Source organism: Thermicanus aegyptius DSM 12793 (assembly GCF_000510645.1).
In the GTDB taxonomy this organism is placed as follows: domain Bacteria; phylum Bacillota; class Bacilli; order Thermicanales; family Thermicanaceae; genus Thermicanus; species Thermicanus aegyptius.
Window position 1 is genome coordinate 2,160,305 of the sequence record NZ_KI783301.1, and the last position, 21,887, is coordinate 2,182,191.

Below are 21,887 nucleotides of genomic sequence, written 5' to 3' on the forward strand. Positions count from 1 at the left end.
CATGCCTACACTCAAAAAAGAATAGTGCTCAACCCCTTTGGGAATCAAAGCTCTGTATTACATTATCACACACAATTTTTAAAAAATCAAGAGGAGGACAAAAATGGCTATTATCAATATCGAAAAATTGGCGAACGAGAACGGTTTGGAACAGGATCGGAGATTTCGATCCTGGGCCAGACTGATACGGAACAAGGATGACTTGGACCTTTCCAGGGAAGGGGGGAACGCCATCCTGAGCGATTTTGTTAACTTTAACAAAACGATCGCCGTAGAACCTGGACAGTTTCTTCTCATCGCAGTGGAAACGGGTTCCGTGAAATACCACAGCTATAGCTACAGATTCTTTAGAGTTGCCGAAGATAATACGGTTCAAAAAATCTCAAAACCGGAACGCCTTGCTTTCTTCGAATCCCGAAAGGACGAGATTAGCGAAGAGTACCTGGCTAAAGCCGAAAACAGCATTCCGTTCGCATGGGCTTTGTATTCCTACTTACTCTTTACGGAAGAAAAGCCGATCAGCCCTCTTGCGAAATTTAGCGATGAGGAACTGATTGAAGAACTAAAAAAGCGCAATTATATCGTGGAACGGAGGGACTAAGATGGAGAAATTTTTTGTGGGTCAACAAGTCCCAACAAAATGGGGTATTCCACAGCAATACTCGGGCGGACATCTGGAGGCTACCCCGGATGGTTTTTTCATTGTTCTTGGTCTCCCGCGCATGGAAAAAGAAGAGAAAGAATACCTCCGGACCGGAAAGATCGCTGTGCGGATAATTGAAGAAGATGGAATGCTTCTTACGCTTATCCGATTCGGATCATCTTCTTTAATCTTCGAGTTGCCGTTTGATCCGACTCGATACAGAGATAATCGGGTGGCAAAGCTGAAAGGAACCGTAAATACGGTTCAGATCTTCGGTTTGGATACTGATACAGTTCCGGCAACGATCCAAGTCCTCCGATTCGTCTCAATTCCACGGAAACTCCTGGATCGATGGTATGGTAGCTGGGATCGTGCTGCTTTGATGGAAGGATTCTCAGCACGTTATTCGGAATGGCTGAAATATTTGTTCACGTATACCACGCTCCAGCTATGGGGGCAAGCGGTTCATATCGGTAATCTCGGGGAGATTTGAAACCGAAAGCTATGTAAAGCGTACATATGTTCTGTTTTGTGGGCAAAAAAATACCCGGAGCGTTAAGCTCCGGGTGGTTAAAGATAGGAGTGTTTGGTTATTTATTAATAATAATTATCTCACTCCCATCTTTTCTTTTAAATTTGACCCTTGGATAAGTCGCACCGTCGTGGTACGACCAATCCATACCGGAGTCAAGGACTTCAGCGGAAGCAAACACCTCCCAGCCTTCAGGCATCTTATACAAGACGCCCTCCTCCGTTTCGATCCATTGGATGGTCCCGGTGTCCTCCTCATATGTCGAAACAACCCAATGGCTAAAGTGCAGTCTTACCCGGACTTGAACATATTGGGCATCAACGCTCCAGTATAGATCAAGTACGGCAATTGTTCGCTTTCGCCATACTTTTTCTTCCTCAATTACTTCTTCAAGATATAGTTCTCTAATTTTCTTTCTCTCTTCAACAATAATTTCCTTATCTACCTCCTCCTCCATTTCTTTAGAGAAGAGATAAAACGCCTCTCTAGCCCGAATTCCCTCCTCTTCAAGCAAAGACAACTTCTGGAATACTTCTTCGCAAGAATACACTACCCCGTTCTGGAAGAGGTCAGCGATCTTTTTAAATTTCTCGTACATTTTATTCCTCCTTTAATTCTTTTTTTTAAGAGCGGCAAGAGAGATTTCGATTTCCTTCAGCTTCTCTTCCAATCTCTTTTTCTCTTTCTCTAATCTCTTTTTCTCTTTCTCTAATTCTTGAATCCTTCCTTCAATCTCTAATTCTTGACTCCTTCCTTCAATCCCAACATACTTTTTGGAGGCTTCGATCGCCTCTTCCGCGTTAGGATATTGCTCGATGACGATTTTTTCGTCATTTATTTCAACAACAACTCCATACCAACGGGTGGCAGAACGATTGCCGCCCCCGGTATAATAATCCGCCCCAAATTCTACAGGAACACCCACTTTAATCCCGTCTACGAAGTAGAAATAGTTCCCGTGTGCCGGCTCCATAAAGAGACGCGCCAACCCGCCTGGAGCCTTTGGATCTTTCCGGATGATCGCCATCCAATTGCGGCCCCTACGGTGAGATTCGTAGACAGGGACGTTCAGCATAGCTCCTTGTTCTAAACGGCTTTCAAATTTTCGCATACGCTCTTCCATTATATCGTCACCTCAAAAAAAAGGGGGCATTTCGCCCCCTGATTTATTTTGCGTACAGCATATCTCCATTCGGCAGGTTATAAGCCCACCTACCCGAAACAGGAAGCCGGATCATCCCAGGGATTTCTTCCGGGTATGTCCAGGTCTCCCAGTTTCCTTGAAGCTGCCGCACGAAAGCAACCAAGGCTTGTTTTGGAGGAAGCGTATAAGTCGCTTCCTCAATGATTTCTCCATCGGAGCAAAGGCGGAAAATCGTCGATACCGCCTCACCCAACTCCTTTTTCTTTACGGAGAGATCAGCAAGCGCGTTTTCGACTTCCTTTACCCTCTCTAGTAGAATTTTTTTTTCGTTCTCCAGCACCTTTACCCTTTCCAGTAAAACTTTTTTTTCGTTCTCCAGCATGTTGATTCTTTCATCTAACTCACTTATCAACTCACTTACCCCCTTTGTTTCCGAGACCGAGATTCAAATCTCAACGTCTCTTTTTTCTTGCCATAATGGGAGAGAACATCTTCTCCCCAACCAAGTTTTTTTAGGCTGGAGGCGGGGATGGTAAGATATTCCCACGGGTTCTCCCCTTCGATGGCGATGTCCTTCGCCATTTCTTTTAATTTTTCGGGGGTAAATTCCCATGAGACGGATGGGTAAAAATCCCATACTTTGTCTCCTGCTTCAATTGGGCTCACCTGTTTGACGAAGAGTTTCAGCTGCTCCTTTTTTGCTTTTAGAACAGCCTCCAATCGTTCAATTTCTTCAGCGATTTTGATCGCCTCTGCGTGGCCAGGAACTGGTACGACCGCCATGTAAATTCCTCCTTTTTTTAGTGGAATTTTTGGTAGCATTCCAAAACAAATGGGCAAAACTTGCACAAGGCCGAAGGTTTCGGCGGAAAAAATGAATCCCTTTCATCGGGAAATATTTCCGCAAGGAAAACCTTGTCTTCGATTTCTTTTGCAAGTTTGAGCGCCCATTGTCTGGATGGTTCAATGGTTTCTTCGGTGAACAGGGCATAGGGGTTCGGATTTCTTTGCTGGAACCGTAAGAAGTAAAGATACCCGATCACCGATGAAACCTTTTTCATTTTCATCAGCGCCCATGCGTAAAGGGGTAACTGATGATTTTTTAGTGCGTCGTAAGGTCTTCGGTTCGTTTTCCAATCAACAATGACCGGAACACCCGCCGGTCCGGTATAATAGTACAGGTCGGTGAATCCTTGGAGCACCGGACTATTCGGCGAATCTTCGAGAGGAAGTTCAAAATGGGTTTCCACTTTTCCCATCCCCTCTCTGACAGGAGCCCTTTCGACGAACCATTGAACCTCTTGTACCGATACTTCAGGGTGAAATTCCGACTCCGCCAGTCCTTGGATGATGGCAACGTCTTTCTCTTCCCCCTGGATGATGAGCTCAATCGCCTTATGAACCGCCTTTCCCAAAGCCAGGGGTTTGGTCACCGGCTCCTCTCTTCCCTCCACATATTTGAGGTAAAAACGGAAAGGGCAGGTTTCGTAAAGTTTGAGGCGAGAGTAGGAGAAGATCATTTTTCTTCTCCATCCTCGGCAGGGGAAGATTTATTCTCTTTAGAGAAGTAATCTTCCATTTCACACCAAAGACAAAGCCCCTTGCGGATATCCAGGTCTCCGTTTAGAGACCCATAATATCCGCCCGTTGCGACACCATAAGAGGTGCCGCAACGTTCGCAAATAAGATTTACAAACAGACGTGTCACGAAACCCACCTTCTTCCGTCAGCCAGGAATTCCTCTTGGTCAAGGAGCATATCGATGTATTCATCTGATTCTTGATATTCTAGCTCCTTGTATCCGTATTCTTCCAATTTTTTCGAGACTTCCTTTACGTCAGCCTGAATTTTTTGCTCAATTTTCTTTAAGAAGATGCTGACGAAAGGGTAGTCATCTTGATACAAACGATCCGAATCAACCACCACTTCCATCGTATTGTAGTGGTTATAATAACTCCCAATGCGGTTTATTCGGATCTCAACTCCAGATGCTTTAGAAATTCTTTCCCAACGGCGAAATTCTTTTTCTGTCAATAGCCGTTTAAGGAGTTTATCTGGGTCGTTTAGTTTGCCATAAAACGCAACCCCATCCCCTTGGCTGTGGGAAAGCCTCCAATATACCTCAACGCCCCCGTATCCGAGATCGTTGAGAACTTCTTCCATATATTCAGTAATGATTTGGGGTTCGTAATTTAACCCCCATTCCCTATATAGATTCCTTGCCCTATTTTTCGCTTTTTCTGATAGTTCCTCATAGCGAAAGATTTTTACTTCAATTTTTACTTCAATGGTTCTCATTTTTTTTAACCTCCTTCTTTTTTTGACGTTCTCCCCAGCCGTAAAGACCGGGGAGAACGGCGAATTGTTTTAATTGGGACGCGTTTTATCTACAACTTAAAACGGTAGATCATCATCGCTAATCGCAAGCGACTCGCCCGCTAACGGGTCTGAAGTATTTTCTCGGGCGGAAACAGTATTCCCGTTATTTTGTTTGGGCTGGAGGAAGCGGACATTATCCGCTACAACCTCTGTAACATAAACACGGCGGCCTTCCTGATTGTCGTAGTGCCGTGTCTGGATACGGCCCTCAACGGCGGTTAGATGTCCTTTCTTGAGGTAATTGGCGCACACTTCCGCCAACTGTCTCCATGTTAGAATTTGGATAAAATCTGCTTCCCTTTCCCCTTGAGAGTTCGTAAAGTTCCGCTCCACCGCCAAGGTGAACCGGGTCACGGCCACCCCAGACGGGGTGTAACTAAGTTCCGGGTCTTTCGTCAGACGCCCGATTAAAACAACATGATTCAGCATTTTAATCTCCTTTCTTTTTCAGCCGGGCTTATCCCGCCCGGCGGGGAGTTTTAAAAGAGTTCAAAACGGGTTTCAAAATTGAAATTCCCGTTTCGCGCTCTCTTTTTTTGATCAGTAAAATTGCTTTTTCTTTCTCGCTGGAACGGATTCCAAATTCAAGGAGTTTCTTGGCTTGCTCGATTTCTTTCCGAACAAACTCGTTCCATTCTTTCCGGACAAGATTTTTTGCTCTCGCCGCAAACTCCCTGTCCCGTTCTTCCAATGCGATCCAATCCGGCCTTCGGCTGTAACCTAAAAGCCTGTATTGCCTCGTTGTGAGTGTTTCCGCCTCGTGCTTTCTGGAAACCTTCCGACCGCCGTAGTGCCGTTTGACGACTTCGGCTTCGGGGATGCCTTCTAAAAGTGAGACGAAGCGGAACACCCCGCCCGATTCCCCACAAAACCAACACTTGAACACCTGGGCTTCGGTGTTCAAGGAGAGATAATACCTTTTTTGTTTGTGAGGTTTAGAATCCTCATGGCAGAAAGGACATTTCGCGAGTGTTTCCTTTCTGCCGTAAGTTTTTGGATCAATAATGATCCCGTGTTGTTCCGCAATTTCAAGTATAGAAGGGAGCATTTTTATGCCCCCTTCACGTCTTGAAGCACGTTAAAACCGTTCTCCTCCCGGTAAACCATTTTGAAAGGCTTATCCCGGGGGATCTTTTTTACTTTCTCCTCATCACGTGAGACAAGGAGCAATTCTTCTCCCGTTGAGACGTTCCTTACATTTAAAATAAAGTAAGGAACCCCCTTGGGTGTTTTCTTTCCCTCCTCTTTTACAAGAAGATACATCTCCTCTTGAGATGAAGCGGATTCCGCCGGAGTAACCTCACTTTCTTCCGATTCCGTTTCGTTCGCCAAAACGGATTCCAGGATGTATGTCAATTCTCCCTTTCCGTTTGTAACCGTCCGGTATTTCATGCGGAACGGTTTATCGGCGGGGATCTTTTTCGCCTCATCCATTGACTCCCCTTGAGGAGCGAAGAGAACGAGTTTTTCCCCGGTCGTCTGATTGACGACCGTAATAAACAGGTATTTTACTCCGTTACCCTTTTCTTTCTCCTCCATCCCGAGGAGCTTAAACTCATTGACTTTATCTCCTTCAGCCTCTTTCGAAGCAGACTCTTCAATCGAAGAAGTCTCTTCAGAAGAAGAAGCCGCTTCTGCTGTTTCCTCGATGGTAAGCGGGCTGGAGTCAGGGACACTATCCGCATTATTCAAAACGACTTCTGTATGCTTCGGAGTATCCTCTTCACCCATTTCTTCCGGAATATAAAATCCGGAAAGAATTGGGAATTGACGACGCAAGGCAAAGGTTTCTGCCACCTTTTGAATCATGACAGCCGGATATTGCTGCCATGTTTGGGAGGATGCGTTTGCCTTGAAATATTCGTCGAATTCGACGAATACGACAACAGGATCAAAGCGCTTGTGTTTCAACACGGCATAAGAGCCGATAATTTTTCCACGCTTAGATCCGAACTTGTGATGAACCAACGCCTTAGTTGGTTCAATCTCTAGATCATCCCCCTCCCTTGCTACGGAGGAGATTGGCGGCCCCACGTAGTCAGGTGACATAGTGGCCGCTTTTAACATGGCATCCCTCGTGACAATAAACTTGACTTGAGGTTTGCCCGTTTTTTTGGAGACGTATTTCGAAAAAACCACATCTCCTTCGATAGGATTCAGACCTGAGATTTCACAACGCTCGATGAAAAGCTCCGATTCTTCCTTCGTTCCCCCTTGAGGGAGCACAAAGAATTTCCAGATAAGCTCTTTTTGCTTATCCGAAAACTGGATCTTTTTTTCCATCTTTCTTCCTCCTTTTTGATTTATTTAAAAGCCTTCACCCAATGAAAAAGGGTATAGGCTTATAAACAAAAAAAAGCGATCCCTGCATTTAGCAGAAATCGCCATTTTTAACAAATTAAAGGCCTGGTTTTACAGGCCTGTTTTTTTACAAAAAAATATGCGCATACCTTCTCTTTCGAGAAGATTTTTGTTTTCCTTCTCCCTGTAATGGAAGATGGAAAAATCATACTACCTTCTCCTCCCCGAATGGGAGAAGAAGAGTTTGAGTCCAAATCACTGTAGTATTATTATAACCTTCTCTATTTTTTATTGCAAGAGGAGCGAATAAGATATTCCGTGTTTATTTTTAATTTTGCGCTCATATGTTCTGTTAAATGCTAAAAAAAATGCCGGGGTGATTTCCGGCCTCAGCCATAAATATTTTTGTAGTGATATGCCTCTAAAAAGAACGGCGGAAGGTTACGCGCCATGACCATAATTTTTCCTTCCGGTATCATTCTCGCTTCAGCCGCCGTTAAAAGTTCAACACGCGTATCTTTCCTTGTGGTGCTGTAGCCTGATATTCTTGACGCATACTCGGCGGTTTCCCCGGAACTTCCCGGATAATATATCTTTGTCTTGAGGTTGTTAATAATATCCTTCTGTTCGTGCTCGCTGTATTCCCTCGATAGTTGTTCTATACCCTGAAGTGCAACACATAAGGATATCTTCCTGGATCTTAACGTTGCAGCCATTTGTGCGAACCCCGGTATTTTACCAATGTTCGGAAACTCATCAAGTAGGAAGAAGATCGGGTTCCCGTCTATATCTGCAATGTGCTCGATGGATTGCCAGAAAAATGTTGCCATGAGCGGTTTTAGAATATGCGCCTTTCGTTCCGGTATCCTTACAAAAATGACTGTCGATTTCGTTCGGATTGATTTAAAAGAGATTGTGTTCTCTTTCTTAGCAATCTCGCTTACATCTGGTCGCGCGAATATTTGTACTGAAGATGTGAGAACTGTACGGATAGAGCCTGCCGTTTCAGGGGATTCGAGTGATTGTGTGTAGGTGAGATAACGGTCTAATGCGGTTCCGCCGATGTATTCGATGATCTCTTTCTTTGCTTCTTCCGGTAGATAAGTGACAAAGTTTGCCGCTTCGTCTATCGTTCCAAGTCCTCCTTCACTTAGAAATCTGCGAAGGTATCTCGCCGTTTCTTTACCTCCACCTTTTTCTTTGAGGCCATTGGTTATATGTCTTATCATCTTCACCATTTCATCATTCGAAAACCTTGATAGCGCTTTGGTCGCGTATAACGAGGCTTCCCAAAGAGGTTTGGCAAAGTTTATCCATTGGGTATCCCCCCCTCTACCTTCAGGGTCATAACCGTTTTTAAGCACGATATCCGCGATGTCTGCGATCTCTGCTTCCGATTCGATCAGTCTCAAAGGGTCATAGCCGGAAGATATTTCGGGCTGGAAGGGGGAGAAGGTGTAGGTTTCCCATCCTTCTTTTCGCAGTTTTTCTGCTGTGAGTGATTCAAGCTCCCCCTTCGGATCGGTCACGATAACAGATGTATTTTTTGGCAAAGATAAAAGATTTGGGATAAAAAATGTACTGCTTTTCCCCGATCCGGTCGGCCCGATGATCGCGATATGCTCAAAGCTGTATCTGGCCGATAGTCTCACAGGTTCTAACCCTCTCATTTTCTTCTTGCCGCCAATGATCACTCCATCGTTTCCGAGAAGTGTTTTTGCTTCATCCAAGCTGCCCCATTCGCTTGTTCCCGCCGATGACGCTGTTCTATTCTTGATCCAAAGGTCTCGCCGCCATCTTTTGTACGTCGGATAGAAATGCTTTATTACGTTTCTTACGCCTATGGCTATAAGTAGTAAAATGATGACCCCTACACCAAGAATGATTCCATCTCCATTTTGAAGCTTTCCCACGCCTGTTATGGTTCCGATGAATCGAAAAATAAGTTTAAACCCGGCAGTCAGAATACCATCATTTGTTTTCGTGAACAGCTGAAGCAGGATGCCATATATCAGGCTTTGGATGAGAAGATAGATGATAATCGCTAAAATAACGGCTATTGCGATTAACTTTTTCTTTGGATTCTTCTCCATTTAATCTCCTCCTTTTACCGTCTCTTAAAAAAAAGAAACCCCGTTTACGAAATGGGGTTTCTTAATTTGAAAGTGATTTTGTTATTAACTTTTTTCGTCTCTTCTTTTGTCTCTTCAATTTTTTGCGTCAATCCCGTGCTTACAGTTTCTTGTGGCTTTCCTCCTTCTAATTCCGCAAGCAACCGTTCTATCTCTGGCGTGATTTTTGATCTTTTCATCGAATCACGCGGCGCCCGTTTAGGAATAGGCGCCGCTTCCTCCTTTCTTTGTTAGATTTTTGCCTTTGTACCCGCTTTTCCCGCTGAAACACCAATTCGTTCGAGGTTATCTAATTCTTTTTCCAAATCATTGAGTGATCTTTCTTCTTTTTCGCTATCTTGATATTTCTTACGTTGTTGAAACGCGTGGAGAAGAATGTGTTGTTTATCTTCCTCAAAATCTTCTAGATATTTATAAATATTTATCTTAGCGGGCTCAAGCCATATCGATTTCTGTGTCTCGTGTGATATTTTATAGAACCCGCTATCACTTAATTTACCTGCCCTATAAACCTTTCCCTCGATATTTTTCATTACTTTTTTCTTGCTACCATAACCCATGTACTTGTACTCCCAGTTCCACGAAAGTAATGTTTTCTCACTATCATCTTCTTCTGCGAAAGTATAATATCCGTATTCCGCTGCATAACGCGATTGAAACGCATTTTGTCGCACGTATATTAATCCTTCGTTTTCTGCAATTGCATTAAATATATTTTCGATTGCTCTATCGTAATATTCGGGCATGATTGACATTTTTATCCTGGATTTATTTGACACTACAGATATACCATATGAAAACGCTACTCCTACTTTTAAACCGTCTTTACTTACCTCATAGGAATTACGCCGACCCCAAAGGTGCTTTGTCCAACTTGGCTGTTCGATTTGTGGCCTTTCCTTTTTTCCGGTGTGCATTTCCTCCATCTCTTTTGTCGTTTTCTCAAAAATTTTTTTTAAACGCTTAATTTCCCTTTTTACATCATTATAAGTTCCCTTTGTTATGAATTCTTCATCGACAAATAATCGCACATCCCCACCTTCCAGAGGCATCGAGATTGAATATCTATCTTTTATTTTAGCCGTTATTCCGTATTTATGGCCTTCTTGAACCATTTCCTCTGCAACCGGGAATTTTTTTAAATCAATAAAATGGCCAAATAACTTAATTTCATTTTCCTGACTTTTTTCCTGCATATATCTCTCTCTTATTTTTCTCAAAACACGTTCCTTTTCTCGCTCTGTCGTAAACGGAGAAGTAAGAACCCCCATATATTCCCGTTCATCCATTTTTTATTCTTCCTTTCCCTTTTTATCCCTTTTTGTCCCTTTTTATAATTTTAATCCCTTCCCTGTTTTTTCTTCCGAAACATCGATTCTCTCCAGATTATCTAATTCTTTGCCCAATTCGCCTATCTGTTCTCCCTCTTGCGAGTTTGTTATTTGAACCTTCGGCGCAGGAGGGAGGAAGTAATATGGTGAGCGGCAGTGATAATCGGTGGCCTTCTCTTTTGCAGCCTCGATAGCATTGTTTAAGTATGATGGAGGTTCCACATCCCATTCGCCGTACTTAAATTGATGTATTGCTTCCATTTCCGCAAAGGTGGCTGGGTGGCCGTACTCAACATAGTGCGAGTATGATCCCAAAAAGCTCTTGACCGCTTGGTAAGTATCCGGCAAAAGCCCTTCTTCTCCATAGTCATATATTGCTTTTTTTATTACCTCCTCCTTGGGGAGAAGGTTTTCGGCTGTTTCAACCAGCTTTTTGGTGCGCTCTTCCCCCTCCCAGACATTTTTTATTCGCCACACAGTGATCGAAAAGTCTCTTCTGTGATGGCTGGCGTCGATTACAATGTCACCTTGTTCAACAGCAAAAAGTGCGTGTTCGCGGCAAGCCAGGTCACCGCGATTTCGAATGTATACGGCTCTTTTCTTGGAACCGTCCGCATTGCATACTATTCTGGAACTCCCCGTATTTGTATAACCGCCGCCGGATTCCCAAATGGCAGGAAGCCCCTTATTTGTAGTGTCAAGTTTTACCTTTTTTACTTCCATTAACATCCCACTCCTTTCGCGTTATATCTTTAATCCTTTTCTTGGCTTTTCTTCTGCAACATCGATCTTTTCCAGATTGTCCAATTCTTTTTCCAATTCGCCCACCGGCTTTGCTTCTTTCACAATATCCTCAGGTATTACCTCTCCAAGTTTTACCGATTGCGAGTGCGTCATTGCAACCGTTGCTCCAGTGCCTGGTTGATAAAGTGCTACCGCTTTTGTAGTCCCATGATATGCCATTGTTGCCGATGCCGCCAGCCAATTCGGCATTCTCCCGGATAGTATGACTTTCGATCCCATTGGCAATTCCGGCGGAAAAGCATTATCTAAGTCCTTGGGGTTTAGCGGCTCGGATGGATCGTTTTGTTCAACCTGCACGATATGCCAATCTTTATTCTTTAGCACTGTCCATTTGAGATTTTCTCCACCCCCCATTCCACTCGGTTTTTTCATCCCGATTGGAACGTATCCGTCCGGTGAGTTTACCGATACCGAATTCGGGTGTAGTTCGTGCGTGATAGAAGCCACAAGCCACGCAGGTGCCGCTCCATTGATTTTTATGTGCATTCCTTCCGGAACAGGCTTGTTATGCATGATCTGTGATAATTTAACGAGATCTTCTCCCGTCCATACGATTTGCTCCACTTCTTTTCCGTTTGGTAACGTCCTTTTTATAGGTTTTTTCCCCAATTCATCCGCCAGCTTTGAGATTTCCAAAACATTTTCCATTTTTTTGTCCTCCTTTAACTCATTTTCTTTTAATTTAGATTCTGGATTTATCGCCTTAAAGAATGCAACTGCGGATGCAAGAGCCTTGTCTGCGGGATTGAATTGGTCTAACCCATTTAATCCTGAGTATTTAATTCGGTTGATATGCGGGTCGATCCCATTTTGGCGCAAGATAACTGATACACTGTTAAGTGAGATAGGGTGTGGTTTATACTGTTTGCGGTTTTCCGGATCGTCCTGTATTACCTGATCAAATAACCTTTCTACGTCAATAATTCCCTTGTCTACTACATGGATCGAATTTTTCATATGCTTCATATAAAATTTCCAGAAATCGTCTCTCATCTCCCTTCTTGTTTTGTATTCCCTTAATTCTCCTAAAACCGGTAAGACTGTTTCTCTTACTCTTCTGTTTTCTATTTGATCTTTTTCGGCGATTCCGGCAAAACGATCTATTTCTTCGCCTTCTTCGTTTAATACAACGGCTCCAACCGCATAAACCTCACCATAAGGCCCGTCTGATTCAACATTAAATGAAAGTATCTTTGCCATTTATATTCCTCCCTATTTTTTCGTTTACTTTTTGCGGTTTCCCGCGATCCCCCTTTCGGGGGATTTCGTCCGGTGACCAGCCGGACTCGTCAGGCGGGTTGGACTTTATAATGGGAAGCGGAGCGGTATGACGTGGTGACATCTGCCCTGTGCCATAGAGTATCTACTTATCCGGTTGTCGAAGTGTTCAACCGACCGGTTTCCCACATTGGATTGGAGAAGTTTCATGATTTCTCCACTAATGCTGGGTTTAAGTTTCCCTATGAGTAGTTTCCTTTCCTTGTTTTACCTCCCCCTTAAATATTTTTCATTATTGCATATGCTTCCATTTTTTCGTTCCAGATTCGCTTGTTTTTCCTCGCTGGAACGGGGAAGCCGAGATCCTTAAGATGAAGCCACGCGTTTCTATTGCGGTCATCTTTTTTTGTTTTTATCCATCCTGTCGGTGTCCCAATCCATACATTTATTACCTTGTCGAATTTGGCTACCACAAGCCCACCCTCATCTTTTCTTACAAAGTTAATAGAATCAGTAGGGGGCTGAGGCAAATGCCGGATGAGTCTTCTTTTTTTAATACGGTCATATCGCGCCCATCTTTTAGGAAGCGTAATTCTGTATGCTGTTTCTTTATCATCTTTTTTTATGACCAAGTACGGGTTGCTTCCGTAGGCCACTTTTTTTGCTATTTTTCTTGCCGCGAATACATAAATGTGTTTTCTAAATCTCCATGTGTACCAAGACACAAAAAGGTACGTCGTTTCTGCTTTATCCCAGTAAGATCTCGCCACATGCCCGCCGTCGCCTTCCGCATATCCAAAAGGGGTTCCGGTAATTTCGCGAACAAGTCTTTCAATCTTTTCATTCGGAAATAGCCGAGCTCTCGCTCCTTTTTCCGCTTCATCCACGGCGGAAATAATAATTTTCTTTGTTTCTTCTTCCGTATAAAAATTAAAACGTTTCTCAACTACCATTTTTTCTTCCTCCTTTTTTTTGCTTTTTTTGTTTTTTTTTAAAAAATAAAAAAGGCGATCCCCGCTTTTAGCAGAAATCGCTCTTTTAAACACAATAAGGGTCTGAAAAAAACAGACCCGTTTAACAAAAGCTATGCGCATACCACCATTGATGGTACTTCGGTGGTACTTACTTTGTTCCCCTCTTCCTGTAGTGGAAGATGAGACTCAATACCTTATCCGTTTCGCTCCGAATGAGCGAAACTAATAAATTACAGATTATAATTTAATTTTATCCTATCCATTGATCTTGTCAAGCTTCTTTAGCCCGTTTTAGGTATCTTTCGTGGAAATATGCCTGGCATTTCGAACAATATTTGGGACTGGTTTTATTTTTATGTGAAGATACCGGATAATCCATCGGTCTTCCGCATTGAGGACACAAATCTTTTTTTGCCCTTTCTTTCGCATATTTTCTCCGTTTTTCCCGATCCCTGCATTTGGGCGAGCAGTACAAATGCCTGGGATGTTTGGGCACAAATTTGGTCGTGCAATCCGAAGCCATGCACAGGCGTTTTTCCATCCTGTCCAGCCCCCTTAATCCCTTAACTTTCCAGCAATATTCATTAATATTATCGGTATATTGATGTTACGCTCAAAAAAGATCGGCTTTCCTTCTCCTATCGCATATGCTTTTGCTTCCCACATGGCGATATGGGACACAAACCGGGTCAGGATCACCAATATATCGCTTTCGTTCAGCACCCGATAGAAATCCTCGTCGTTTTCCTCTCCGTTATGGGTGAGTATACTAAAGGGATACTGGAGCTCTCTTGCCTGCCTCCCCCGTTCTCCACCGATGATCCCAATTATTTTCCCGGCGAGCGCAGAAAGGTCAATTGCCTCCGTTTGTTCGATTTCAATTCCTGCATCTTGTGCTTCTTTTATCTCCGGTTCCTCGTCTTTTTCGTCCAATGGTCGTGATTTCAATTCCTCTATTAGCTCACGTATAAAACTTTTAAGCTCCTGTATCTTCCGGATGTCCCTTGGATCTCTTTCGTAGATCTTTTCCCCACTTTCCTCCAAAAGGCGTATCTTCTCATATGCCCGGTTTAGTTTTTCATCTCTTTCTTTAATTTGGATTTTAAGCTCTTCTATAGAGTGGACGTATCTTGTGATCTTTTCTTTCAGCCTTTCGTTTTCCTCGGTCAATTGATGAATCCTTTGAAAAAGGAATTCGTTATCTCCCTTTCCCTTTCTGATTACCTTTCCAATCCATTTTGTGCGTAGGGGTTCCAAAGCTTCATCCAGAGGTAAATGAAGGACAAAAAAGCGGGTGCGTAGTTCTCCGATCTTTTGTATATCTATTTCCGGCACCCAAGCTAGCGGTCCAAGATCAAGCAGGTGATCATAGACGATCTCCCGATTAGCCGCCTTTAGAAATGCCTTTTGTTTGTTTGGTTCCGTTATCCTGATTATTACCTGTTTTCTCAGTTTGCCCTCGGTTTGTTCCTTATCTACAGGTTCGCCAACCGCTATTAGCCCCTGGATGAGTTCATCTTTTTTCAGTTCCTGGATAATTTTGCTGAAGTGTTCCACTCCATAGGAGAGAAATTCTTCCCAGAATTCCTCCTCATGTTCACGGAAGATTTCATGCCTTTTCCTATGGCCTTCCTGCATCTTTTCATATTCTTCAGGGGGGATTCCTACGTTATATTGGATTCCGATGGTTTGTATGGTCTCCTTACGCAATTCATCGTAGTAGGTGAGGCTGGAGGGAAGGATTGCTTCTCCGCATTTCGAGCAGGGGATGGGAAAGATTTGATGAACTACTTCATCCATTTTTTGCTCCACTTCCCGATATGGAAGTTTCCCGTAGTCGTAGATTTGTTTTTTCTCTACATTATTGCACCTTTTGCATTTTCCGACCATGAATACTTTTATGTGTATGGGTGCACCGAAAAAGGATTTGTCCATTTTGCCACCCCTAAAATAAAGAAATGTCTTTTGTTTTTATTGTACTATATTTTTTCCTTCTGTTCATCTCATGAGAAGGAAAGAGGCTATTACCGGAGAAATAATGAGGTATGTAAGAAAAAGGAGGAACACCCGAATGAGAAGATTTATTGTGTTTTTCTCTATTTTTATCCTGTTTGCTGCATGGTTTGCCCAAACTGATCATGCCGAACCTTCTCAAAATATGATTCGTGTTTATGTTGATGGAAACGAAATTGCTTTCGATGTATCTCCCAAAGTGGTGAATGGTCGGACCCTAGTCCCCCTCCGACGAATCTTTGAAGCGCTCGATTCAGAGATTACTTGGGATGGTGCAACACAAACCGTTACCGCAGTTAAGGAAGATACAAAGGTAGTTCTTACTGTGGGAAAGACCAAAGCCAAAAAAGGTGACAAAGAGTTTACTCTTGATGTTGCCCCAACAATAACCAACGGTCGGACTTTGGTTCCCCTTCGTTTTGTTGGAGAAGCCTTGGGTGCCACGGTCGGGTGGGACGGGACATCGAAAGTGGTGACAATTGATTCCGCTCCTAAGAAGGAAGTCAAAGTGTTGGAGGTTGTTGACGGAGACACGATTAAAGTGGACTGGGACGGTAAAGAAGAAACCATTCGTTTCATCGGAGTGGATACTCCTGAAACCGTCCATCCTACCATTGGGGTGGAAGAATACGGAAAAGAGGCTTCTGACTACACCAAATCAAAGTTGAATGGACAAATGGTTCTTATTGCTAAAGATATAGAAGAAAGGGATAAGTACGGAAGATTGCTCGGATATGTATTCCTTGCAAATGGAACCTTTTTCAACGGAGATCTTGTTTCAAACGGATATGCGAATGTGTCCACGTTTCCGCCTAATGTGAAATGGGTGAAGCTATTTACCTTTTTGGAAAGTGAAGCGAGAAAAGCAAATCGAGGATTGTGGGGTTCTGAAAAAAAATCTCCCGACGCCACGAATAAAGGTGACACCGGGAAAGTAATTATAGAATCTCTTGATCTTAATGATGAGATTGTGATCATCAAAAATAGCGATACAAAAGATATAAACATGACAGGATGGAAACTGGTAAGCACAGAAGGAAATCAGACCTTCCAGTTCCCGGATGGATTCGTACTGAAAAAAGGAGCTTCTGTTAAGATAGTAAGCGGCAAAAATGCCGCCCCAAGAAACGGAGTGTTGGTCTGGACGAAGGCATTTATCTGGAACAATGAAGGGGATAAAGCTGAGCTTTATGATTCGTCCGGGAAATTGGTTAGCCAGGCCGGGAAAAATTGACGTTCCCCCAGCCATAATCTTTCTCGCTCATCACCAACTTTATGCGGCGCTGGAGACCCCTGCTTTCAAGCAAAGGGAGGAAAGCGCCGCAAATTTATCCCCCCGTAAGGGGGAGGGGGCGTAAGCCCCCTACGCCCGTAAGGGTCTAGTGACGGGCTGGGGCAGACTCTGCCCAACCTCCCTCCTCGCCAATGTTACCGGGCGGCCTTCTCCCGGTAGCCAGGCTACAGCGTACCTCCCCCAGCTTCGCTTCGTGACCACCGGGTTGCAGGGTCTCGGGTCTGGAGGAGCATCCCGGAGTGCGAACCTCGGCTCTCCCCGATAACGTAGGACCCTCATCCCCTTATCCTTCAGGTCAGACCCTGAGGTTGGTCATAGAGAGGCTTTTTTTGGGCCTACGGCTGAAACCAGGAAGACAAGCCACCGGCTTCAGCCATGGGGTCTATGAGTTCTAAGACTTAGGCAATGCCTTTACAATTTCAATGGTCTCTACACTTACCCTTACAAGAGATTTTATCATATTGACAATATGACGCGGATTTCCTTGCTCCTTCAACCACTCATTTGGATCATTCGTAATACCGCTTTTCTTGTCCTTTGTGATTTGGTAGCGTTCCATAACCCACTCGATCGGCGATCTTCCGTTTACAACGTATTCATATGCTTCAAGCTGAATGCCGCGCAGTGTAATGTGCTCATTGTAAACAATCGTCGTTTTGTCCGGTTTTCCGTCAGGTGTTTTTCCGAATCTCATTTTTTCGATCGTATACGTTTTTAGATCGTTCAAATCTCCTTTGATTTCCTCCTCCAACGGCCAAGGCTCGACGGTTTCGTAGTTTAGGTGGAGCTCAGACAATTTACGCCCTGCACTGCTAAATGCCCAGAAATCTTTCGCCGAAGATACGAACGGAATGCGTGGAAGCGCCTTTTTTAGATCGTTTCGGTAACGTACCCGGTACTCCGGCGAATGCAGGAAGCCATAAACGAAGTAGAAGATATCCTCCTTTGTCACGCTATCCCCGTACCTGCGGCGATATTCTTGTAGCGCCCAGTCGGTGATGTTCATACGGCGGATGTACTTTCGTCCGGATGGGGCGGTGCCGATGATTTCACCCTCCATTTTTCCTGCCAAGGCGTCGGTGTCGGAGACGGGTTCGTAGGTGTAGAGGGGAAAGGTCTGGGCACCACCGTCAATCATGTTTACGTCAGGGATGCAATCTACAATTAACGCAGTAAAATCTTTTGTTCCTCCAGCCCCCTTCATAACAATCGCGACGTTTTCCATGTCTGGTTCGGGGAAAATCTTGGGCAAGAGATAAGTAGCTCCGTTGAATACTTTGCTGAAGTACAGCCACTCTTTAACAAAAGGTCGGTATACTGATAGAGTGACAAATCCTACTTCTTCGAATCTGTGTGAAGAACCCCTTAAAAGTTCGCCTTTTAAATCTAGAGACCACCCGATTTTTCCGGGGTCATTATTTATTTGGAGTTCTAGATTGTCCTGCGTAATTTTTCCAGCCCGAACCAGTTCAACGTGACGGTTAAATTCATCAATCATGCGGCGCATGTTGTCTGCCAACTCCAACTTGGAGAAGTTATAAACCCACGCATCACGGTGTGTTTTTACCCCGCTGGAGTACAGCTCGAATATTGTCTCCTTATCCCCATTCTGCTTTGCCCCAATTACAGGGAACGCCTCAAAATCCTTGCTTCGCTGATTGATCCAATCATGCGCCTTATTCGGTTTGATGCGCTCCCACACCACACCGCCGATATGCCCGTACTCCTTCAACCGTGCCAGCTTCTCTTCGCGGCTGAGGTAGTCCCCGATGTCATGGTAGTAGATCTCCGCGGGGCTGGCCTTAGAAACGTCCTTGACGAGCACGAGTAACGCCACACCCGCACGGCTGCCTTGGCCGAAGATCTTTCCACCTTCTTTACGCCAAGCTTCACCTGAAAGGCGAGCGTTTCCACGAAGATTGAGGACGTAGATCTTCGCAAATTCTTCAGCGAGGCTCTTTCGGAGTCCACTGGCGGCGTTTCCGTCGAGAAAACCGCTGTTCGTCACGAATGTGATCACACCTTTGTCTTCAATCCGGTCAGTTGCCATCCGAATAGCGCGGATGTACGAGTCGTAAAGGGAGTTCTTGTTTGTTGTCGATGAATAAGCTACATAGGTCTGGCTTATTTTCTCGTCCAGCTTGTTGTATTTAACGGACTTAATCCCTAGGTTCTCCTCTTCTTGTTTGGCAAACCAAGGGGGATTAGATACGATCACATTGATCTTCGCTTCTTTTTGTTTTCGCATCAGTTCCGTGTACTGCTCCGGAAACAGGTCTGTCTCCATCGTCTCTTCAGACTCCATGAGTTGAAATGAATCGATCAGCAACAAATTCTCGAACGGCTCATGCTTTCCGGTGATGTCGAAGTACGTGCTTTCCACGTTGGCCAGAGCGATGTAATACGGAAGAAGCAGAATCTCGTTGCCCCAAATTTCGCCTTCGCGATATTTTCGCTCCAATGCCTCTTTCGGGATCAGGTGCATCAATCTGGTAAGAAATGTTCCCGTACCGGAGAATGGTTCCAGGATTACCACGCCTTCATCGGAAAGGCTGAGGCCGAATTCGTCATGCAATACCCGATCGGCGCTTGCCACCAAAAAATCCACAACCTCTACAGGGGTATAGACGATCCCTAAACGATCGGCAAGTCTTGGAAAAGCTGATTTAAAGAACCGGTCGTATAAGCGTCGAAGAAAATCTTGCCGCTCAGCTTCCTTGTCCATGCCGCGTGCACGGTTTTTCACACTTCGATAAAAGCCTTCCAATGTGGCCGTTTCCTTTTCGATAAAAGCTTTAAAAACGGCAGCAACCCGTTCGAAACTTCCGGATACGGCATTCTGCTTAAGAAAATCATAGTTTTCGAATAAAGCGTCGAAGATCGGTTTTGTGATGATGTGCTGCACCAACATGCTCCGGGCGTCATCTTCTGTCACTGTCGGATTGGTAATTTGACGCAATGACTCTACATAACCGGAGAATGCTTCGCGTGCCTCTTCTCCGAATTTACCATCGGATTTAAGCGCTTCATCAATATGACGTTCAATGCGTTGGGCTACCTCCGCAACGTCTTTCGCCCAGTTTTCAAAGTAATTTTTTTCACCTACTCGTTCCACCAGGACGCCGATAATCTTGCTTTTGATTTCTTCAAATTGTAAAGGAAGAATACCTTGCGTATGATCCATGATTAAAATATCGTCTGATTCTTCATCCGAAGAAGACGATGACGTATTTCGTTTTTTCAGGACTATCTGCCGCACACGCGCATCAAAACGGTCGTCGAGGGACCGTAAGGCGGATAAAATTTCCCACACTTTGCTAAATTCTTCGTTATTTCGGATCTGTACTTCAATGTTTGTTTCTGGATTGACCACTACAGGAATGATGACATAACCGTATTCTTTCCCTGGCGCTTTTCGCATCACTCGACCAACAGCCTGTACTACATCTACTTGGCTTTTACGGGGTTTAAGAAACACTACTGCGTCTAGTGACGGAACATCTATCCCTTCGGTAAGGACTCGTGCGTTTGAAAGTACCCGCACTTCTCCTTCATCCGGTTCCCCGCGCAGCCAATCTAAATGTTCTTTTCGTTCAGTAGCGGTCATGGTTCCGTCCACATGCCGTACTTTAAAGTGATGCGTTTTTTCGCCTGTTTTTTCGGTAAAGGCAGAAACGGTATTCTGGAACGCTTTGGCAAAATTTCTTGAGTCGCGTATCGCTTGCCCCGCGAAGACGACAGCACGACGCGCAGCGGGGATTTCTTCTCCGCGTACATGCCCGGATAAAGCACGCCACGTACCTATAATCCTGGTGGCGTCCACAACTTCCGGTGTATCAGGTTGGTTTAAATATTCAAAGAGCTCGGTTTGAATCTCATTTTCACTTACCGCGAATACGATTACTTTATAGTCACATAAGTGTCCGTCGTCAACGGCTTGTCCGAAACCATATCGGAAGAATTCTTTTCCGTAAATCGTTTCGTTATCCATCGAAAAATATTCGATTTCCATTTCTTCCAGCTTTTCTTTTAACTTTGGTACATATATTCTCGGTGTCGCCGTCATGTAAAGACGTTTTTTCCCATTTACGTTTTGATTGTTATGGACTTTGGTGTAATAGGATTCTTCGCCGTTTTTTACAACACCGGTTGTTCGATGCGCCTCATCTGCAATGATGAGATCAAATTCCGGAAATCCATTGTTTTGTGCCTCTTTGATTACATCTATGGAATGATAGGTGGATACCACCACCGTCATCGAGTCCGTTTTTTCTTGCTGAATCGCCTTAACCAAATCTTCTGCATTGGTGGTCGGCGGAATCGTTAATACCGTTAGCCGGTCAATGCTATCCTGGTCTTTTCCTACAGTCCGGTCTGATGTGACTGCAAAAACACGAAGCGGTATGTCTGCATCAACCAGCCACGCGCGAAGTGTTTGTTCAACTAATGCGATGGACGGTGCAAGGAATAAAACATGCCCGCCCTGGCCAACCTGTTTTTCGGCGATCTTTAAAGCCACCAATGTCTTGCCTGAACCCGGGGGCATGATGAGTTTTCCACGATCTGCTTCGACGAACCCTTCTGTGACGGCTTTGATTGCTTGTTCTTGATATGGCCGAAGGTTTTTCTTTTTTTCGTATGTGATATTTTCCGGATTATGCCATTGAAACGATTCCCAATCTATCCCGTAATTATTGACAATATCATATAGTGTAATAACCGTAACTTCTTTTTCTTGACCCTTAATGGCTTTTTCGGCGTTTTGGCCAAGCGGTGATGCAGTTACGATCATTCTTCTGGAAAATTCTTTGCGCCCGGATACCGCCAGAAATGTTTTAATATCATCGTATGAAACTTTTTCTTCGTGGGATTTTGCTTGAATCGCCCAAAGTTTCCCAGTATCACGCTCTTTAGCTACGATATCGATTCCGAGATCCGGTTCGTCCTTGTCGCGATCCGGCCAGTCATACCATTTCCAAACGTCGATAAATTCTTCTTTGTAGTAGGGATCATTCTTCAAAAAGGCAATGACAAACCGTTCAAAAATTTCTCCTTTCTCTACCGTGTTGGTTGCTGTCTTTTCTAGTCTTTCCAGAAGTTCTTGTACGTTCACTCTGTTCAC

The 21,887-nt window shown here is 44.3% G+C and carries 21 protein-coding genes; 3 read left to right on the top strand and 18 right to left on the bottom strand.

Going from position 1 to position 21,887, the window contains the following annotated elements:
- Positions 1–103: 103 nt before the first annotated feature.
- On the top strand, positions 104–601 hold the full coding sequence (locus tag THEAE_RS0111435) for a hypothetical protein (RefSeq protein WP_028987568.1): 498 nt from the start codon (positions 104–106) through the stop codon (positions 599–601).
- A gap of 1 nt (position 602) precedes the next feature.
- Positions 603–1,136, top strand: a complete 534-nt coding sequence (locus THEAE_RS0111440; RefSeq protein WP_028987569.1) for a hypothetical protein — start codon at positions 603–605, stop codon at positions 1,134–1,136.
- A gap of 97 nt (positions 1,137–1,233) precedes the next feature.
- Here THEAE_RS0111440 and THEAE_RS0111445 read toward each other — a convergent pair whose 3' ends face one another.
- The 17 genes from THEAE_RS0111445 to THEAE_RS0111535 form a co-directional block, all read right to left on the bottom strand.
- Positions 1,234–1,773, bottom strand: a complete 540-nt coding sequence (locus THEAE_RS0111445) for a hypothetical protein (RefSeq protein WP_028987570.1) — start codon at positions 1,771–1,773, stop codon at positions 1,234–1,236.
- 12 nt (positions 1,774–1,785) lie between these two features.
- On the bottom strand, positions 1,786–2,298 hold the full coding sequence (locus THEAE_RS0111450; RefSeq protein ID WP_028987571.1) for a hypothetical protein: 513 nt from the start codon (positions 2,296–2,298) through the stop codon (positions 1,786–1,788).
- A gap of 43 nt (positions 2,299–2,341) precedes the next feature.
- Positions 2,342–2,731, bottom strand: coding sequence for a hypothetical protein (locus THEAE_RS0111455; RefSeq protein WP_028987572.1), 390 nt, complete (start codon positions 2,729–2,731; stop codon positions 2,342–2,344).
- A gap of 5 nt (positions 2,732–2,736) precedes the next feature.
- Positions 2,737–3,102, bottom strand: a complete 366-nt coding sequence (locus THEAE_RS0111460; RefSeq protein WP_028987573.1) for a hypothetical protein — start codon at positions 3,100–3,102, stop codon at positions 2,737–2,739.
- Positions 3,103–3,119: 17 nt separating this feature from the next.
- Positions 3,120–3,839, bottom strand: a complete 720-nt coding sequence (locus THEAE_RS0111465) for a PD-(D/E)XK nuclease family protein (protein ID WP_028987574.1) — start codon at positions 3,837–3,839, stop codon at positions 3,120–3,122.
- Positions 3,836–4,027 (bottom strand): hypothetical protein, encoded by a 192-nt coding sequence (locus tag THEAE_RS0111470; RefSeq protein WP_028987575.1) that lies wholly within the window; start codon positions 4,025–4,027, stop codon positions 3,836–3,838. Before THEAE_RS0111470 ends, THEAE_RS0111465 begins: the two co-directional genes overlap by 4 nt.
- Positions 4,024–4,617, bottom strand: a complete 594-nt coding sequence (locus THEAE_RS0111475; protein WP_028987576.1) for a hypothetical protein — start codon at positions 4,615–4,617, stop codon at positions 4,024–4,026. Before THEAE_RS0111475 ends, THEAE_RS0111470 begins: the two co-directional genes overlap by 4 nt.
- Positions 4,618–4,713: 96 nt before the next feature.
- Complete coding sequence (gene ssb / locus THEAE_RS0111480) at positions 4,714–5,127, bottom strand: single-stranded DNA-binding protein (protein WP_028987577.1); 414 nt, start codon at positions 5,125–5,127, stop codon at positions 4,714–4,716.
- Positions 5,128–5,155: 28 nt separating this feature from the next.
- Positions 5,156–5,746, bottom strand: a complete 591-nt coding sequence (locus tag THEAE_RS0111485) for a hypothetical protein (protein WP_028987578.1) — start codon at positions 5,744–5,746, stop codon at positions 5,156–5,158.
- 2 nt (positions 5,747–5,748) lie between these two features.
- Positions 5,749–6,981, bottom strand: coding sequence for a recombinase RecT (locus THEAE_RS0111490; RefSeq protein ID WP_028987579.1), 1,233 nt, complete (start codon positions 6,979–6,981; stop codon positions 5,749–5,751).
- Between the two features lie 407 nt (positions 6,982–7,388).
- Positions 7,389–9,092, bottom strand: coding sequence for a type IV secretory system conjugative DNA transfer family protein (locus tag THEAE_RS0111500; RefSeq protein ID WP_028987580.1), 1,704 nt, complete (start codon positions 9,090–9,092; stop codon positions 7,389–7,391).
- 44 nt (positions 9,093–9,136) lie between these two features.
- On the bottom strand, positions 9,137–9,310 hold the full coding sequence (locus tag THEAE_RS23030; RefSeq protein ID WP_156920610.1) for a hypothetical protein: 174 nt from the start codon (positions 9,308–9,310) through the stop codon (positions 9,137–9,139).
- Between the two features lie 51 nt (positions 9,311–9,361).
- On the bottom strand, positions 9,362–10,420 hold the full coding sequence (locus THEAE_RS0111510) for a hypothetical protein (RefSeq protein ID WP_028987581.1): 1,059 nt from the start codon (positions 10,418–10,420) through the stop codon (positions 9,362–9,364).
- Between the two features lie 42 nt (positions 10,421–10,462).
- A complete protein-coding gene (locus THEAE_RS0111515) occupies positions 10,463–11,185 on the bottom strand; it encodes a hypothetical protein (protein WP_028987582.1) in 723 nt (240 codons plus the stop codon).
- A 21-nt stretch (positions 11,186–11,206) separates the two neighbouring features.
- Positions 11,207–12,466 carry a CRISPR-associated protein Csx3 gene (locus tag THEAE_RS0111520; RefSeq protein ID WP_028987583.1) on the bottom strand — a complete coding sequence of 420 codons (1,260 nt, stop codon included), beginning with the start codon at positions 12,464–12,466 and terminating at the stop codon, positions 11,207–11,209.
- 296 nt (positions 12,467–12,762) lie between these two features.
- The gene (locus THEAE_RS0111525; RefSeq protein WP_156920611.1) at positions 12,763–13,437 is read right to left on the bottom strand and encodes a hypothetical protein; all 675 of its coding nucleotides are present in this window, start codon (positions 13,435–13,437) and stop codon (positions 12,763–12,765) included.
- Between the two features lie 576 nt (positions 13,438–14,013).
- The gene (locus THEAE_RS0111535) at positions 14,014–15,393 is read right to left on the bottom strand and encodes a DUF2325 domain-containing protein (protein WP_028987585.1); all 1,380 of its coding nucleotides are present in this window, start codon (positions 15,391–15,393) and stop codon (positions 14,014–14,016) included.
- Positions 15,394–15,529: 136 nt separating this feature from the next.
- Between THEAE_RS0111535 and THEAE_RS22080 the strand changes: the two genes are divergently transcribed.
- The gene (locus tag THEAE_RS22080; RefSeq protein ID WP_052329946.1) at positions 15,530–16,705 is read left to right on the top strand and encodes a stalk domain-containing protein; all 1,176 of its coding nucleotides are present in this window, start codon (positions 15,530–15,532) and stop codon (positions 16,703–16,705) included.
- A 451-nt stretch (positions 16,706–17,156) separates the two neighbouring features.
- On the opposite strand, the gene THEAE_RS0111545 is transcribed toward THEAE_RS22080, so the two are convergent.
- Positions 17,157–21,878 carry a type ISP restriction/modification enzyme gene (locus tag THEAE_RS0111545; RefSeq protein ID WP_039944445.1) on the bottom strand — a complete coding sequence of 1,574 codons (4,722 nt, stop codon included), beginning with the start codon at positions 21,876–21,878 and terminating at the stop codon, positions 17,157–17,159.
- Positions 21,879–21,887 lie beyond the last annotated feature (9 nt).

Bases quoted from the DNA above. Each gene is read 5' to 3' on its own strand.
- THEAE_RS0111435 (WP_028987568.1), top strand. From the start codon at position 104: ATGGCTATTATCAATATCGAAAAATTGGCGAACGAGAACGGTTTGGAA.
- THEAE_RS0111485 (WP_028987578.1), bottom strand. From the start codon at position 5,746: ATGCTCCCTTCTATACTTGAAATTGCGGAACAACACGGGATCATTATT.
- THEAE_RS0111525 (WP_156920611.1), bottom strand. From the start codon at position 13,437: ATGGTAGTTGAGAAACGTTTTAATTTTTATACGGAAGAAGAAACAAAG.
- THEAE_RS0111515 (WP_028987582.1), bottom strand. From the start codon at position 11,185: ATGGAAGTAAAAAAGGTAAAACTTGACACTACAAATAAGGGGCTTCCT.
- THEAE_RS0111520 (WP_028987583.1), bottom strand. From the start codon at position 12,466: ATGGCAAAGATACTTTCATTTAATGTTGAATCAGACGGGCCTTATGGT.
- THEAE_RS0111490 (WP_028987579.1), bottom strand. From the start codon at position 6,981: ATGGAAAAAAAGATCCAGTTTTCGGATAAGCAAAAAGAGCTTATCTGG.
- THEAE_RS0111460 (WP_028987573.1), bottom strand. From the start codon at position 3,102: ATGGCGGTCGTACCAGTTCCTGGCCACGCAGAGGCGATCAAAATCGCT.
- THEAE_RS0111440 (WP_028987569.1), top strand. From the start codon at position 603: ATGGAGAAATTTTTTGTGGGTCAACAAGTCCCAACAAAATGGGGTATT.
- THEAE_RS0111500 (WP_028987580.1), bottom strand. From the start codon at position 9,092: ATGGAGAAGAATCCAAAGAAAAAGTTAATCGCAATAGCCGTTATTTTA.
- THEAE_RS0111510 (WP_028987581.1), bottom strand. From the start codon at position 10,420: ATGGATGAACGGGAATATATGGGGGTTCTTACTTCTCCGTTTACGACA.
- THEAE_RS0111465 (WP_028987574.1), bottom strand. From the start codon at position 3,839: ATGATCTTCTCCTACTCTCGCCTCAAACTTTACGAAACCTGCCCTTTC.
- ssb (WP_028987577.1), bottom strand. From the start codon at position 5,127: ATGCTGAATCATGTTGTTTTAATCGGGCGTCTGACGAAAGACCCGGAA.
- THEAE_RS0111535 (WP_028987585.1), bottom strand. From the start codon at position 15,393: ATGGACAAATCCTTTTTCGGTGCACCCATACACATAAAAGTATTCATG.
- THEAE_RS23030 (WP_156920610.1), bottom strand. From the start codon at position 9,310: ATGAAAAGATCAAAAATCACGCCAGAGATAGAACGGTTGCTTGCGGAA.
- THEAE_RS0111445 (WP_028987570.1), bottom strand. From the start codon at position 1,773: ATGTACGAGAAATTTAAAAAGATCGCTGACCTCTTCCAGAACGGGGTA.
- THEAE_RS0111475 (WP_028987576.1), bottom strand. From the start codon at position 4,617: ATGAGAACCATTGAAGTAAAAATTGAAGTAAAAATCTTTCGCTATGAG.
- THEAE_RS0111450 (WP_028987571.1), bottom strand. From the start codon at position 2,298: ATGGAAGAGCGTATGCGAAAATTTGAAAGCCGTTTAGAACAAGGAGCT.
- THEAE_RS22080 (WP_052329946.1), top strand. From the start codon at position 15,530: ATGAGAAGATTTATTGTGTTTTTCTCTATTTTTATCCTGTTTGCTGCA.